Here is a 15,724-nt window from a genome sequence, read left to right as displayed (position 1 = left end):
AAGGTTCTCCAAAGCCACGATCTCAATACCAGCGCACCGTTTAGTCTTGAGATCAAAAAAGCGAAGCTACCGTTGCCTTCTCCAAATGCAGCAGTCGTTGGGAGATCACCTCGGAGAAATTGACTGCTGGTGACTATCTCCTCCCATCCAAAAATGACCGCAACCAGACAATACAGACGAGCGAGTTGTTGACGACTGTAGGTTTCGGGAAGCGGATGCTGGTTTGCCAACTAGAAGTCTCATGTCTATCAGCCTCCGGTTACCCTTCATCACCCGTCAGTGCCTCCTAAGGAATCAGCACCGGGCGGTGGCTCAAAAGGAGCTAAATACTTCGTGCACCAAGGTGCACCGTCAGAATCTAGCGGGATTTCCAATGATTACGGGGTTGGAGATGGATTGAGGACTACACGGATACACTGTTGTAGGTGTTTCTGTCCAATAAGTGTTCGATTCCCTTCACCCGCTCCAATCGAATTCTGGTCTCGCGTCGTGGTGGTTTTGACGGGGGATATAAAAAACCGGCACTGAATGGCCGGTTTTTTTTGGTCTGGTGTTGTTTGAATGGCCCGCCTTGGGCTGGCTGAACGGTTAACCCCTGCTCACCGCCGAAGTTCCCGGCGCTCATCTGGGGCTTTTGTTCTCGGAGAGGCAGTTGCCCCCATCCACCACGAGCACCTCGCCCGTAATGTAGCTGGACTCCGGGGAAGCCAGAAAAGCCACCGCTGCGGCGACCTCGTCCGGCCTACCGGCACGCCCGACAGGAACATACTGCGCTGCGTTCATCTCCTCCGCTGTGCTGGACTGCGTCGCGATCCACCCGGGGGCAACAGCGTTCACGGTGATACCGTAGGGCGCGACTTCCAGCGCCAAGCTCATATTCATGCCCACCATCCCCGCTTTCGCCGCCGCATACGCGGCCTCGCCAGGGTTGCTGACGCGGGTGCCGGTCGTAGAGCTGACATGGACGATGCGTCCGTAACGACGATTCTGCATCCCCGGCAACACCGCGCGGGTCAACAGAAAGGCAGTGGTCAGATTACGGGCAATCGAAGTGTTCCACAGCTCGACGCTCATATTGGCCACTTCAGAGAAAGTTTCAGGTTCACCCTGTATCGCCATGCCGGCATTGTTCACGAGTATATCGATTCGCCCCCAGAGCGATTCAGCCCAAGTCACCAGTTCGTCGACCTGAACCGGCTGGGTAAGATCCGCAGCGCGTCCTTGCACCTCATGACCTTCCGCATTCAGTTGCGCGACGCGATCATGGATACGGCTACTGCTGCCGGTGATGATCAGCTTTGCACCCGCTTCTCCGAGCCGCCGCGCGATAGCCAGACCAATCCCGTGTTCACTGCCAGCGCCACTGACCAATGCGACCTGACCACTCCAGCTTTTGACCATTGCACGGCTCCACAGAACGACACAGGAAATAAATACTGTCTGACAGTCCAGAGTAGACGCTAGCGCCCGCACTGATGCACTAAAGATCAGTGAGCGGCGGGGAATGACCAGAAGCGGACGGTCTGTCTCCCCGAAGGCACCTATGCCGAAGGGCCGTATCACGAGTTTGCGATCGTCTGGAGCAGCATGGGCGTCATCAAAGACTCCGTTCTCCAGGCGCCGGAATTGCAATGGGCTCCATCGCCGGAGAAAACTCAGCCCACAGGCAAATGCCCCAACGGCAACGCCCCCGGCGTCTTCACGGTATGAATCGCAAAGTTACTGCGAATATCACTGACCCCTGGCAGTTTGAGCAGCCGCCCCGTCAGAAAGCGGTCGTACGCCCGCAAGTCCGGCACCACCACCTGGAGCAGAAAGTCTGACTCTCCCGATACCAGGAACGTTGAAATCACCTCCGGCAATGCCGTGACAGCCTGGTAAAACGCTTCGGCTTGTTCGTCGTTATGCCGTTCAACCTTGATACCGACGAATATCGTCAGCCCAAGGCCCACTTCGTCTCGGTCAAGGATGGCCTGGTAGCCACGAATCACGCCGGCCTCTTCGAGCATCCGCACGCGACGCAGGCACGGCGAGGGTGACAGGCCGATTTCCTCGGCCAATTGCACATTGCTCAGGCGGCCATCGCGTTGCAATGCGGCGAGGATCTTGCGATCGAAAGCATCGAGTTTCATGATTTAGCAGCATCCATTTTCTTTTATTTGATAATTGGCAGGTTATGCCAATTTTTCATGGCTTAGAAGCTGACTTCGCAAGCACCTGCCCTGCCCTCTCACCTTAGACTGGCACTCTCAAACGTATGAAGGGGGCGTGGCATGGCAGAGTTCTGGTTGTTCTTGATGGCCTTGACGGTGGTGTACCTGTTGCCGGGCCCCGACATGATCCTGTTGCTGCAAACCGGCGCACGTCAGGGCAAGGGCCCGGCATTGGCGACGGCGGCGGGTTTGGCAATCGCACGGGGATGTCATGTCGTATTGGCCGCGTTGGGGCTTTCGGCATTGTTCAAGACCGCCCCCTGGACGTTCGACGCGGTGCGCCTGGTCGGCGCTGCCTACCTGTTATGGATCGGCTTTCAGTGCCTGCGGACTCGTTTGTTGCCAAGCCTTGAAGCGGCCGGTATCGAACCCGCAAAGCAGCGCTGGGGCCAGGCGATTCGGCGCGGGTTGCTGACCAACCTGCTCAATCCCAAGGCATTGCTGTTCTGTTCGATCTTGCTGCCGCAGTTCATCGACCCACAGGGCGGCCCGGTACTTGGGCAATTTGCAACCCTCGGCGTGGCCCTGGTGGGCATTGGCTTGCTGTTCGACTGCGCCTACGCACTGATGGGTGTGGCGCTTGGGCGCTGGTTGCAGCGTTCCCCTTCCGCTCAGCGTCTGCAGCAGTGGCTGTTTGGGAGCCTGTTGATTGGTTTTGCAGTGCGGCTGACATTCGTACAGCAGTCATAGCGCTGTGGGGGGTCAGGGCTCGACCCTATAGGGGCCTGAATCGGGGGGAACGAGCGGTTGTGCCAGGTGGCGGTCCTGTGTGCAATACACTGGACCGTCACCTTCCTCTTCACTTACAAGGGACACTCAACTGTTCAGGAAAACAAGGCATCGGGAAACTCCTTGATGCCTGTCAGGCCGATGAGCTGCATGTCAGCTGTCTGGATCTGTTCGATGGTGTCGTAACCTGCGTACCAATCCTTGAGCCGCACACCTTCTTGTGGTGTCTGCCCTGGGGCGAAGCTTGATCGGTGCAGATAGAGGTCATCGCCGATGCGATCAACCAACAGTTCAGAGCTGCTGATATAGGACAAAACCAATTTGTCGCCAGTGCTGACACCGTCGTCCTGAATTGTCACCAACGTTGGAGTATTGATGGTGTAGATATCGTCACCCTCACCACCGTTAGCAAAACCGCCGGCCTGCAATATCAGTCTGTCATCCCCCTGACCTCCTGACAGTGAAAAGCCCACGCCTGTACCGGTCAACAGGTCGTTGCCTTCCCCACCATCAGCCATGCCATGCGCCACAGTGATAGTGTCGCTTCCAGCCTCGCCATAGGCTTGGGTACCCTCGTCGCTGGCGGCCGTGACGATGGTGTCGTTACCACCGCCACCGTACAAAATGTCTGCTTGCGGCCCATTGGCTGAACTATCGACTTTGAAAGGTCCTATCGACGAAGTCAGCCCGCCATAGAGGTAATCATTACCATCCCCGCCATCAATAACATCGTTGCCCAATCCGCCCTCCAGATAATTGACACCCGCGTCTCCAACCAAGACATCGTTGAAGTGACTACCCAACACGTGTTCGATGTTGAGCAATACATCGCCTTCGGCATCACCACCTTGATTGATTTGAGTCTGCAAGTTGATCGAGACGCCTGTTGTGCTTGTGATATACCAAGCACTGTCCAGACCTGCACGCCCATCGATGACATCTGCCCCGGCTCCACCAACGAAGATGTCCTTCAAACCGGAGCCCGATAGCGTGTCGTTAAAACTGCTGCCTTGAAACATCTCAATATTGGTGTAGGTATGGCCAGCAGCCTCTCCTGTGTTAGCGCCGCCGTTGGTCAGGTCGATTGTCACCGCGCTATCAGACTGTTCATAAGTGACCAAATCCAGGCCGCCCGTGCCATCCACCATCATGGACGAACTACCGCCATAGAAGATGTCGTTGAAACTCGATCCTCTGATGACCTCGATACCGGTATAGGTATCACCTGCCGCGATTCCCGAATGCACACCCGTCTTGAGGTTGATGGTCACAGCTTCTTTGCTGTCGAGATAGCCCGCTATGTCATAGCCAACACCGCCGATGAACTGATCCGCGCCCGCGCCACCGTACAGCGTGTCGTTACCCGAACCGCCGGTAATGACGTTGTCGCTATCGTTGCCATAACCGGTGAAGGCGCCGGTGCCAACGTAGGTCAGGCGCTCGACGTTTGCAGCCAGGATGGTGCCGCTCGGATTGATCACCGACACACGGACTTCATCGTTGCCACCACCGGCCTGCTCGATGATGGTGGGTGTGTACCCCATGCCGATGTTGTAGATGTCGTCGCCGCCTCCCCCTTCCAACCGTACCCCTGTGACTATGGTGTACGGGCCGGCGGAAAGGACGTCGTTGAAGGCCGAGCCTATGACAGCTTCGATACCCGTTAAAATGCTGCCTTCTGCATCTCCACCCGTTCCTGCGGTTCCCGTCCCGAGACGGACATTAACGTTTACCCCGGCAGTCGAGCCCGAATAGTCGACTGTGTCGACACCGGCGCCACCGTCGAAATCCATACCACTACCATCGCCAACGAACGTATCGTTGAAATTCGATCCTCTGATCACCTCGATATCGGTATAGGTATCACCTGCCGCGATCCCAGTATGCACACCCGTCTTGAGGTTGATGGTCACGGCTTCTTTACTGTCGAGATAACCCGCACCGTCATAGCCAACACCGCCGATGAACTGATCCGCGCCCGCGCCACCGTACAGCGTGTCGTTACCCGAACCGCCGGTAATGACGTTGTCGCTGTCATTGCCATAACCGGTGAAGGCGCCGGTGCCGACGTAGGTCAGGCGCTCGACGTTTGCAGCCAGGATGGTGCCGCTCGGATTGATCACCGACACACGGACTTCATCGTTGCCACCACCGGCCTGCTCGATGATGGTGGGTGTGTACCCCATGCCGATGTTGTAGATGTCGTCGCCGCCTCCCCCTTCCAACCGTACCCCTGTGACTATGGTGTACGGGCCGGCGGAAAGGACGTCGTTGAAGGCCGAGCCTATGACAGCTTCGATACCCGTTAAAATGCTGCCTTCTGCATCTCCACCCGTTCCTGCGGTTCCCGTCCCGAGACGGACATTAACGTTTACCCCGGCAGTCGAGCCCGAATAGTCGACTGTGTCGACACCGGCGCCACCGTCGAAATCCATACCACTACCATCGCCAACGAACGTATCGTTGAAATTCGATCCTCTGATCACCTCGATATCGGTATAGGTATCACCTGCCGCGATCCCAGTATGCACACCCGTCTTGAGGTTGATGGTCACGGCTTCTTTACTGTCGAGATAACCCGCACCGTCATAGCCAACACCGCCGATGAACTGATCCGCGCCCGCGCCACCGTACAGCGTGTCGTTACCCGAACCGCCGGTAATGACGTTGTCGCTGTCATTGCCATAACCGGTGAAGGCGCCGGTGCCGACGTAGGTCAGGCGCTCGACGTTTGCAGCCAGGATGGTGCCGCTCGGATTGATCACCGACACACGGACTTCATCGTTGCCGCCACCGGCCTGTTCGATGATAGTGGGTGTGTATCCCATGCCGATGCTGTAGATGTCGTCGCCGCTTCCCCCTTCCAACCGTACCCCTGTGGCTGTGGTGTACGGGCCGGCGGAGAGGACGTCGTTGAAGGCGGAGCCTATGACGGTTTCGATGCCCGTTAAAATACTGCCTTCGGCTTCTCCGCCCGTTCCTGCGGTTCCCGCGCCGAGACGGATATTAACGTTTACCCCGGCAGTCGAGCCCGAATAGTCAACTGTGTCGACACCGGCGCCACCGTCGAAATCCATACCACTACCATCGCCAACGAACGTATCGTTGAAATTCGATCCTCTGATCACCTCGATATCGGTATAGGTATCACCTGCCGCGATCCCAGTATGCACACCCGTCTTGAGGTTGATGGTCACGGCTTCTTTACTGTCGAGATAACCCGCACCGTCATAGCCAACACCGCCGATGAACTGATCCGCGCCCGCGCCACCGTACAGCGTGTCGTTACCCGAACCGCCGGTAATGACGTTGTCGCTGTCATTGCCATAACCGATGAAGGCGCCGGTGCCGACGTAGGTCAGGCGCTCGACGTTTGCAGCCAGGATGGTGCCGCTCGGATTGATCACAGACACACGGACTTCATCGTTGCCGCCACCGGCCTGTTCGATGATAGTGGGTGTGTATCCCATGCCGATGTTGTAGATGTCGTCGCCGCTTCCCCCTTCCAACCGTACCCCTGTGGCTGTGGTGTACGGGCCGGCGGAGAGGACGTCGTTGAAGGCGGAGCCTATGACGGTTTCGATGCCCGTTAAAATACTGCCTTCGGCTTCTCCGCCCGTTCCTGCGGTTCCCGCGCCGAGACGGATATTAACGTTTACCCCGGCAGTCGAGCCCGAATAGTCGACTGTGTCGACACCGGCGCCACCGTCGAAATCCATACCACTACCATCGCCAACGAACGTATCGTTGAAATTCGATCCTCTGATCACCTCGATATCGGTATAGGTATCACCTGCCGCGATCCCAGTATGCACACCCGTCTTGAGGTTGATGGTCACGGCTTCTTTACTGTCGAGATAACCCGCACCGTCATAGCCAACACCGCCGATGAACTGATCCGCGCCCGCGCCACCGTACAGCGTGTCGTTACCCGAACCGCCGGTAATGACGTTGTCGCTGTCATTGCCATAACCGGTGAAGGCGCCGGTGCCGACGTAGGTCAGGCGCTCGACGTTTGCAGCCAGGATGGTGCCGCTCGGATTGATCACCGACACACGGACTTCATCGTTGCCACCACCGGCCTGCTCGATGATGGTGGGTGTGAACCCCATGCCGATGTTGTAGATGTCATCGCCGCCCCCCCTTCCAGCCGTACCCCTGTGGCTGTGGTGTACGGGCCGGCGGAGAGAACGTCGTTGAAGGCGGAGCCTATGACCGTTTCGATACCAGTGAGAATATCCCCCTCTGCGTCGCCACCCCGTCCAACAAGTCCAGTTCCCTGGCGCAAATCTATACTGATACCTTCAGTAGATGCCGAATAGTCAACAGTATCTGAACCAGCACCGCCATCAATTTTGTCTGCGCCGGCAGTACTCTTGATGACGTCATTGCCACCCAGAGCGTTGATCTCATCATCCCCTGCGGTGCCAATTAGTGCATCTGCGCCGGCTGTTCCATTAATAACTGCCATTTTTCTTCTTCCTTGATTTTAAGGAGGGTGGAGAGGGTCTTATACAATCACTGTTTTCTTACAAAATTGAACAAGAGCTCTGCAACACTTCGGCTATTCCCAGTGAAACTTGAACGGAAGTTTCGTCCAGAATAGGAAAAATAAGCGGGTGTTAGTTTTGTCATGCGTTGATGCACAGGGTGGTAAACAGCTAGCGCCAGGATACGAAACCTGGCAGAGCTTGCTCTCGACGGCGGAGTGCCAGGCAACGCCAATGTTGCTGAACCATCGCCATGGCGAGCAGGCTCGCTCCCATAGGGATGGCGGGTCCATGTCTATTTTTTCTGGGCGTCGGACTCTTTCATCTGCACCGAAGACTTGGTGCCGTCGGTGTTGTCCTTGGTTTCATTGTCCGAATTGTCGAAGCAGCCTTGCAGGAGGAACAGGCTACAGGCGAGGCAGAACGTGCGCGTGAGGTTCATGATGTACTCCGGCTGAGGGCTTTAAGGAGTGACCGATGAAGGCAGCAATGGTTGCGACAGTCTTCCGCCAGGACGACAGACGTTCGCCCAGGCGCTGCACCTAAATGTAAGTAGAATTTTCACCGAGGCGTTGCTGTCACACCAGACAGGTGCAATCCCATAAGGAACACAGCAATGACCTTCGCTAAAATCGCGCAAAAACTGGCCCTGTGGGCGGGGAGCCCCAAGACATTTCTGGGGGCTATCGTGCTCCTCGTGCTGTGGGCCTTGAGCGGGCCACTGTTCAAGTTCAACGATACGTGGCAGCTGATCATCAACACCTCCACGACGATCATTACCTTCCTGATGGTATTCCTGATCCAGAACACACAAAACCGCGACACCGATATCCTGCACCTGAAGATCGACGAATTGTTGCGCGCAACCAATGAAGCGCAAAACGCAATGCTCGGACTCGAGTCGCTGGACCTCAAGCAATTGGAGGCGCTGAGGAAACATTACCAAGCCATGGGACAAGGCGAAGCCAAAAGTCTTGAAGGGTTGGAGCAGAAGAACAAGATCGATCTGAATCAATGTTGATCGCGATGCGCGAGTGGTACGGCGCCACTCGCGCATCCTTAGCACGCCTCAAGGCAGCGGATTACCACCGGTCACGCCGAAAACTTCGCCGGTGATGTAGCTCGATTCCTGAGACGCCAACAGTACATATAACGGCGCACATTCGGCCGGCTGCCCGGGACGCTTCATCGGCACCTGGGAGCCGAAGGTAGGAATTTTCTCCTGGGGTTGTCCGCCGCTGGGTTGCAGCACCGTCCAGATCGGCCCGGGTGCCACGGCGTTGACGCGGATGCCCTTGCCGATCACTTGCCCCGCCAATGCCTTGGTGAACGCCACGATGGCCGCCTTGGTGGTGGCGTAGTCCAGCAGCGTCGCGGACGGATCGTAAGACTGGATCGAGGCGGTATTGATGACCGTTGCCCCTGCCGGCATCAGCGGCACCGCGGCCTTGCAGATCCAGAACATCGCGTAGATGTTGGTTTTCATGGTGTCATCGAATTGCGCGGTGGTGATGTCGGCGATGTCCTTTTGCGCCTCCTGCTTACCGGCAACGTTTACCAGGATATCCAAGCCCCCCAATTGCTCGTGGGCGCTCCTCACCAGTTGGACGCAGAAGGATTCGTCCTTGAGATCACCGGGAATCGCAATGGCCTTGCGGCCTTCGGCTTCGATCAGTTCGATGACTTGCCGAGCGTCGCGCTCTTCGCTGGGCAGGTAATTGATCGCGACGTCAGCCCCCTCCCGGGCGTAGGCAATGGCTGCCGCGCGGCCGATCCCCGAGTCAGCACCGGTCACCAGCGCCTTGCGACCTTCCAGACGGCCGAAGCCTTGGTAGCTTTTTTCACCATGATCGGGCTTGGGCACCATGTCCTGGTCGATACCGGGCGGCGATTGCGGCTGGTCGGGAAACGGTGGACGGGGATATTGGGTCAGCGGGTTCTGCATCGCGTATTGGTTGGGTTCTCGGCGTGTGGACATCGAGGCTCTCCTTTTCGGCGGGCAAGACAAGCCGGGAGCTGACGCCCCGGCCCTGAATGTAAGACGTGCCGCGATCAGCGGCTGGCCTGCAGCGCCCTTGCCATCTCCAGGTGGGTCTGCAATTTAGGCAGGGTTTCATCGGCAAACGCTTTGATTTCCGGCACTTCGGTGGTTTTGGCCTCCTGCTCGATCTGTGCGATGGCGTCCTCGGTGGCCTTGACCTGGCTGGCGGCATAAGCGGCTTCGAACGACTCGCCTTCCTGCATCTGCGGGATCATGGTCTTGGCCTTGTCAGCGACTTCCTCCCGCGGTGCGACAGGCAGGTCGAGTTTTTTCGCAATCTTGGCCAGATGCTGATTGGCGGTGGTGCGGTCGTTGATCACCATGATGGTGTAATCCTTTACCTCCCTGGACTCGGCTTTGCCGTGGGCCATGCGACTGGCCTCGATGTCGGCCATGCCTTTGGCGGAGGCATCGTTGATGAATTCGGCTGGCGATTGGGCCCAGGCACTGTTGGCACCCAGGCCCATCAGCACGACGAGACTGGTGGTGCGAAAAAAGGTAGCCATCCGGCTCATGGTCGCGCCCTCCTCGTAGTTAAAAGTTCGGGCAGGTCTCCCTGCCTCTGTATCAGAACCACCGATGACCGTTCAGCGACATGTCCGACCCGCTTTTCCGCAGGGGCTTGTCGGCGGTCATGAGGGTGGTCCTCCCACTTTTGCGACCCGCTCCAAGCACCTTGGTTCGATCATGGGCGATATTTCCAGGATGAATGCTTCGTGAGCCCGGCATGGTCTGGCCCTCAAGATGCTTGAATGTTGGCGAGCCGGGCCTGCCTGATATTCGAAAGGACCAGGGGCGCAAAGGTTTGAATAAATACGCGGCGCCACGACGAACGGTGACGTGCTTTCAGATGTCGAAGGCTCTGTGATTCTGGCGCTTGGCGGCGTACATCGCTTGGTCAGCATGGCGGAACAGTGCGACGTCTTCGATGCCATGGTCTGGGAAACAGGCCACGCCGATACTCGGCTCGATTCTCAGGCAGTGCCCATCTAGTCGCAGCGGCTGGGTCAGCGCCTGACGGATCTTTTCTTGCACAACGTGGGCATCTTCCAGCGCCTGGATGCTATGGAGCAGCACCACGAACTCATCGCCACCAATACGCGCAACCGTGTCGGAATCACGTACGCAGCCCTGGAGCCGACTGGCCACCGCTTGCAACAGCATGTCACCGACGCCATGACCATAGGTGTCGTTGACCTGCTTGAAGCGATCCAGGTCGATGTACAGCAATGCCATGCGCCCTGACGCTACTCGGGCACTCGCCAGCGCGGCCTTGAACCGTTCACGCAGCAGTTCGCGATTCGGCACCTGGGTCAACTGGTCGTATTGCGCCATGCGCTGCAACCGGGCATGCAATTGCTGGCGTTCGACGGCGAGGGTGATCTGCGCACAGACATACTGCAGCAATTCCATGTCCTGCTCGGTGTAGCGCTCCTTGTCCTGGGCACTCTTGAGGATCATTGCGCCAATCGTGCCGTTTTGCGAGTTCAGCGGCACACCCAGCCAGCATGGCGCGCCCGGCTGCTCCAGGAGGTCGAAAAAAGCCGGTGGCAATGGGTTGCAATCAGGTGTCAACAGGATCGGCTGACCGCTTCGGATCACCTCGGCGCACAAACGCCCGGTGATCGTCCCCGGCAGTTCGGGTTGCCGTTCCTCGTCGTCGACGTGATAGGCAAAATTCAGTTGGGCGCATTGTTCATCGTACAGCGCCACCGAGAAGTTCAGGGCCGGCAGCCACTCGCCGATGATCAGGTGGATACGCTTGAATAGCGCAAGCAGGTCTGCCGCGGCATGGGCCGCTTCGGAAATGGCGTACAGCGCTGCCTGTCGGGACTCGGCCAGTTTACGTTCGGTAATGTCGCGGGCCACGGCGATGCGCAATTGATCCATTTCTGACCAGCGCGCCGACCACAGGATATGCACCACCCGACCGTCCTTGCGCAGGTAGCGGTTCTCGAAGTTGAGCTTGGGCTCGCCGTCCATGATCTCCCGCGCAGCGTCAAGGGTACGCTGGCGGTCGCCGGGGTGAACCAGTTCGATCATCGGCCGACCGATCAGCTCCTGGGGGGTGTAACCGAGAATGCGTTCGCAGGCGGCACTGACAAACACGAAACGTCCCTGGCCGTCGACGGCACACACGGCGTCCAGCAGAAGGTCGATGTAACTGGCCAGCGGTGCGGAATCTCGAATACCCATTGGCTGGAAGCCATCCGGAGAATGCAGCGGTGGGCGAATTGGGTGATCGGACTACACCCACGATACAAAGAGGATAGCGCAGGCAATCAAACCATCCGAGAAATTGATTGCAATATGCCACCTATTGGCTAATCGGTATGACAGAGCGGCCCCTCAAGGGACTTTCGCAAAAAAAATGACTGTTACGCCTGTTTACCGATGCCTTGACAGCGCTTCAGGCCAGGTAAAACGCAGCGGATCCGGGGACATCCGGATAAACCCACCTAGCTCCGACTCCCCGCAGGGATTCTCCGTCCACGTTCATAGGCAAGCTCCTACACGGAAGACTCCGGCAGCCCTCAAACACGCCGGAAACAGCCGATTCAAAGCCCTGGGCGATGGTCTGTAAAGTCCGGAAACACACAGATATTGAAACACCCACGGACAGCACTTCTCAACCAAGGAATGTAATCGCACCATGAACCAGATCGCGCAACCCACCCATCGTTTCACCAACTACCGCAAGGTCATCTCCCTGTCGGATCAGGACTGGCAGTGCGCCGAGGCCGGAAAAATCTCGGGGCTCAATGTCGAGGTCAAGACGCCCAACGTCCTGGTCGACCAGTACGGCCGCACCTTTCACCACTTCGGGACGACGTCCTATCTAGGCCTGGATTATCACCCTGCCTTGCTGGATGGCGCCATGACCGCGCTATGGGAAACCGGAACCCTGCATGTCGCCAACTCGAAGAGTCGCTGCAAGCTGGCGATCCTGGCGCAGTACGAAACGCAACTGTCGGAACTGTTCGGTGCCAGCTGCCTGAGTGCCTTGTCCTGCAGCGCGGCCAGCGCCGGGATCCTGCCGCTGCTGGCCAGCGGTGCACTTACGGGCAATCGGCCACCCGTCATGGTGTTCGACAAACATGCCCATTATTCGATGAACCACTTCAAGACCGCCTGCGCCGATGAAACCCAGGTCATCACCTGCCCGCACAACGACATGGACTTCATCGAAGACCTGTGCAAACGAGAGCGCAACGTCGCCTATGTAACTGACGGCGCCTACAGCATGGGCGGCACGGCGGACCTGGACAGCCTGCTTTTTCTCAAGCAGCGATATGGCCTGTTCCTGTACCTGGACGACTCCCACGCATTGTCCACCGTCGGCAAATACGGTGCGGGGCTGGTCCGTTCGCGTCTACCCGCCGTGGACGAGCGCACGCTGATCGTCGCCTCGCTGGCCAAATCGTTCGGCGCCAGTGGCGGGTTGGCCATGTTCGGCAGTGAACGGCATAAAGCGCTGGTGCAGCGTTACGGTGGGCCGAGCACCTGGTCCCAGAGCATGAACGCAGCGGCCATTGGTGCCGGCATGGCTTCGATCCGGCTGCATCGCAGCCGGGAACTGGTCTCGTTGCAGGAGCGTTTGCAGACTAATATCCGCGTCTTCGATAACCTTGTCCGTACCGAGCAGTACGGCAACCCGATGGCGATACGTCTGGTGCCCTGCGGTGAGGCAACCCTGGCCAACCGCGTGGCGGGTGAGTTGGCCGAGTTGGGGTACTTCACTTCGGCGGTGTTTTTCCCCGTGGTGCCACAAGACAAGGCGGCCATCCGCATTACCCTACGCGCCGACATGGAGCCGAGCGTGATCCGGTCCTTCTGCGAACAGATCATCAACCTGCTGCAAGCCCACGGGCGTGATATCCGCACCTGACATGAGTCCTCGATGAAAAACCGTACAACCCTGATCGTCACTTGCACCACCGTTTTCCTGGCACAACTGGGCATGAGCATCTACCTGCCCGCGCTACCTGATATTGCCCGGGATCTTGGAGCCGATGCATCCCGGGTGTCCTGGGGCCTGTCGGTGTACCTGATCGGCATGGCACTGCCCATGCTGGCGTGGGGCAGCCTGAGCGAACGCCTGGGGCGTAAAGCGGTTTTGCTGGCGGCATTGGGGCTGTATGGGCTGGGCAACCTGGCCCTGCCCCTTGGCACCTCGGTGGAGGGGTTCCTGGCGTTCAGATTGATCCAGGGCATCGGGGCCAGCGGTATATCGGTGATGGCACGGGTCCTGATCCGTGACAGCTTCAGCGGCGATCAGCTGGCAAAAGCCTTGTCATGGATATCGATAGCCTTCGTGATCGCCCTCGGCATCGGCCAATACCTGGGCGCGTTGATCCAGGCTGCTCTGGGTTGGGAAGCGATCTTTTATGGAATGGGCACCGCCTGCCTGATCATGGCTGCGGCGGTTTCCCGGGCCAGGTTCCCGATACTGACGAAGAGCAGCAGTGGACAGTCGGCATCGAGTGCATACGGACAGATACTGCTGCAACGCAGTTTCCTGCTGCCGGCCCTTGCGGGAGGGCTGGGGTACGGCGTAATCATCGCCTTCAACACAACAGCGCCGCTCATTCTGCAAGAAGGCTTTCATTGGTCGGCGATCGAGTACGGCCTGCTGGGCTGGCCGATCAGTGCCGCGTACCTGCTCGGCGCACTGGCGGTGAATGCCTTTGTGCTGCGCACCGGCCAGCGACGGCTGATGGACTGGGGCATCGCGCTGGTGCTGGGAGGAAGCGCGACCATGCTGGTGAGCAGCCTTACCCTGGGCAGCATCGCGTTGCTGTTCTGGTTACCGTACTGCCTGGCCGTGTTCGGCCAGTCGTTGAACTACCCCATCAGCCTGTCCCTGGCCAACGAAGGCTCACCCGTACCCGGCGCCTACGCCATGGCATTGAGCGGTTTCCTGCACCAATTGATGGCCGCGCTGATCGGGGCCATGGCCAGTCTGTTATCGAGTCAACAGGCCTGGCCGTTGGCGACGTTGTGCGCGCTGCTGGCAGTGGCGGCCATGGTCTGCGTGCGAGTCATGCCGCCCCGGAGCCCTTAAAACGCGCTGCGGAAAATCTCCTCTATCTGCCGTTGATCCGCTGCCCGCGGGTTGGTCAGGCCGCAGGCATCTTTCAGGGCGTTGGCGGCCAGCACCGGCACGTCACCGAGGCGCACGCCCAACTCACGCAGGCCGGCCGGGATCTCCACGTCCCGGGCCAGACTGACGATCGCGGCGATGGCGGCCTGGGCGCCTTTTTCCGGGCCAGACAGGTGGGTATCGACCCCCATGGCACGGCCCACATCGGTCAGGCGCGAGGCGCACACCGAGGCATTGAAACTCTGCACATGGGGCAACAGCACCGCATTGCACACGCCGTGGGGCAAGTCGTAGAACCCGCCTAACTGGTGAGCCATGGCATGCACGAAGCCCAGCGAAGCATTGTTGAATGCCATCCCGGCGAGAAACTGCGCGTAGGCCATGTTTTCCCGTGCCGCCAGATCGTTGCCGTCACGCACCGCCAGGCGAAGATTGTTGCTGATCAGGGTGATGGCTTTCAGGGCACAAGCATCGGTGATCGGGCTGGCGGCGGTGGACACGTAGGCTTCGATCGCATGGGTCAGCGCATCCATGCCCGTCGCAGCCGTGAGTCCCTTGGGCATTGCCACCATCAGCGCCGGGTCGTTGACCGACATGAGCGGCGTCACGTTGCGGTCGACAATGGCCATTTTCACGTGGCGCGATTCGTCAGTGATGATGCAGAAACGAGTCATCTCACTGGCGGTGCCGGCGGTGGTGTTGATGGCGATCAGCGGCAACTGCGGCTTGCCCGACCGGTCGACGCCCTCATAGTCGCGGATCTGCCCGCCATTGGTAGCGCACAGGGCAATGCCCTTGGCGCAGTCATGGGGCGAACCGCCCCCCAGCGACACCACGAAATCGCATCGGCTCTCCTTCAGCAATCCCAGGCCACGCTCGACATTCGCGATGCTCGGATTGGGCTTGGCACCGTCGAAAATCACCGATTCGATGTCCTGCTGGGCCAGCAGATCGGCCACCTTGCCCGCAACGCCGGCCTTGGCCAGTCCCGCATCGGTTACGATCAGGGCCTTGCGAAAACCGTAATTGCGAATGGCAATCATGGCTTCGTCGAGGCAACCCAGCCCCATGACGTTCACGGCGGGAATGAAAAAAGTGCTACTCATGGGACGCGTTCCTGAAAGGGGCCGGATCGGCGGGTCCACAG

At 58.7% G+C, this 15,724-nt stretch carries 13 protein-coding genes; 4 read left to right on the top strand and 9 right to left on the bottom strand.

The features are described from left to right. Positions 1 to 621 precede the first annotated feature (621 nt). Together PCOSP_RS06975 and PCOSP_RS06970 are read right to left on the bottom strand one after the other, a co-directional pair. Positions 622 to 1,401 (bottom strand): SDR family NAD(P)-dependent oxidoreductase, encoded by a 780-nt coding sequence (locus tag PCOSP_RS06975; protein ID WP_464710629.1) that lies wholly within the window; start codon positions 1,399 to 1,401, stop codon positions 622 to 624. Positions 1,402 to 1,655: 254 nt separating this feature from the next. Further along, positions 1,656 to 2,132, bottom strand: coding sequence for an Lrp/AsnC family transcriptional regulator (locus tag PCOSP_RS06970; protein ID WP_464710628.1), 477 nt, complete (start codon positions 2,130 to 2,132; stop codon positions 1,656 to 1,658). A gap of 141 nt (positions 2,133 to 2,273) precedes the next feature. On the opposite strand from PCOSP_RS06970, the gene PCOSP_RS06965 reads away from it, so the two are divergent. Beyond that, complete coding sequence (locus tag PCOSP_RS06965) at positions 2,274 to 2,903, top strand: LysE family translocator (protein ID WP_464710626.1); 630 nt, start codon at positions 2,274 to 2,276, stop codon at positions 2,901 to 2,903. Positions 2,904 to 3,037: 134 nt separating this feature from the next. Here the strand turns inward: PCOSP_RS06965 and PCOSP_RS06960 are convergent, their stop codons facing one another. The 3 genes from PCOSP_RS06960 to PCOSP_RS06950 all read right to left on the bottom strand — a co-directional run bounded on the left by PCOSP_RS06960 (position 3,038) and on the right by PCOSP_RS06950 (position 7,874). Beyond that, positions 3,038 to 7,054: a beta strand repeat-containing protein gene (locus PCOSP_RS06960; protein ID WP_464710625.1), complete on the bottom strand. Its 4,017-nt coding sequence runs from the start codon at positions 7,052 to 7,054 to the stop codon at positions 3,038 to 3,040. Next, a complete protein-coding gene (locus tag PCOSP_RS06955; protein ID WP_464710624.1) occupies positions 6,988 to 7,413 on the bottom strand; it encodes a calcium-binding protein in 426 nt (141 codons plus the stop codon). The genes PCOSP_RS06960 and PCOSP_RS06955 overlap by 67 nt, the downstream gene beginning before the upstream one ends. A 314-nt stretch (positions 7,414 to 7,727) precedes the next feature. After that, positions 7,728 to 7,874 (bottom strand): hypothetical protein, encoded by a 147-nt coding sequence (locus tag PCOSP_RS06950; RefSeq protein WP_175364060.1) that lies wholly within the window; start codon positions 7,872 to 7,874, stop codon positions 7,728 to 7,730. Positions 7,875 to 8,048: 174 nt separating this feature from the next. Between PCOSP_RS06950 and PCOSP_RS06945 the strand changes: the two genes are divergently transcribed. Continuing rightward, positions 8,049 to 8,453: a low affinity iron permease family protein gene (locus tag PCOSP_RS06945; protein WP_139650349.1), complete on the top strand. Its 405-nt coding sequence runs from the start codon at positions 8,049 to 8,051 to the stop codon at positions 8,451 to 8,453. Positions 8,454 to 8,501: 48 nt separating this feature from the next. Here PCOSP_RS06945 and PCOSP_RS06940 read toward each other — a convergent pair whose 3' ends face one another. The 3 genes from PCOSP_RS06940 to PCOSP_RS06930 all read right to left on the bottom strand — a co-directional run bounded on the left by PCOSP_RS06940 (position 8,502) and on the right by PCOSP_RS06930 (position 11,669). Further along, the gene (locus PCOSP_RS06940) at positions 8,502 to 9,410 is read right to left on the bottom strand and encodes an SDR family oxidoreductase (protein ID WP_139650350.1); all 909 of its coding nucleotides are present in this window, start codon (positions 9,408 to 9,410) and stop codon (positions 8,502 to 8,504) included. Between the two features lie 74 nt (positions 9,411 to 9,484). Next, a complete protein-coding gene (locus PCOSP_RS06935; protein WP_139650351.1) occupies positions 9,485 to 9,988 on the bottom strand; it encodes a DUF4142 domain-containing protein in 504 nt (167 codons plus the stop codon). 331 nt (positions 9,989 to 10,319) lie between these two features. After that, the gene (locus PCOSP_RS06930) at positions 10,320 to 11,669 is read right to left on the bottom strand and encodes a sensor domain-containing protein (protein WP_464710622.1); all 1,350 of its coding nucleotides are present in this window, start codon (positions 11,667 to 11,669) and stop codon (positions 10,320 to 10,322) included. Positions 11,670 to 12,126: 457 nt separating this feature from the next. Here PCOSP_RS06930 and PCOSP_RS06925 point away from each other — a divergent pair, with 457 nt between their 5' ends. Then, on the top strand, positions 12,127 to 13,362 hold the full coding sequence (locus PCOSP_RS06925) for an aminotransferase class I/II-fold pyridoxal phosphate-dependent enzyme (RefSeq protein WP_175364062.1): 1,236 nt from the start codon (positions 12,127 to 12,129) through the stop codon (positions 13,360 to 13,362). Positions 13,363 to 13,374: 12 nt separating this feature from the next. Continuing rightward, the gene (locus PCOSP_RS06920) at positions 13,375 to 14,538 is read left to right on the top strand and encodes an MFS transporter (RefSeq protein ID WP_464710620.1); all 1,164 of its coding nucleotides are present in this window, start codon (positions 13,375 to 13,377) and stop codon (positions 14,536 to 14,538) included. Here the strand turns inward: PCOSP_RS06920 and yiaY are convergent. Continuing rightward, a complete protein-coding gene (yiaY, locus tag PCOSP_RS06915) occupies positions 14,535 to 15,683 on the bottom strand; it encodes an L-threonine dehydrogenase (RefSeq protein ID WP_175364064.1) in 1,149 nt (382 codons plus the stop codon). The two genes, PCOSP_RS06920 and yiaY, sit on opposite strands and share 4 nt — an antisense overlap. Positions 15,684 to 15,724 lie beyond the last annotated feature (41 nt).

It is taken from the genome of Pseudomonas sp. MAFF 730105, assembly GCF_055380705.1.
This window is presented reverse-complemented; position numbering and strand designations above follow the sequence as displayed.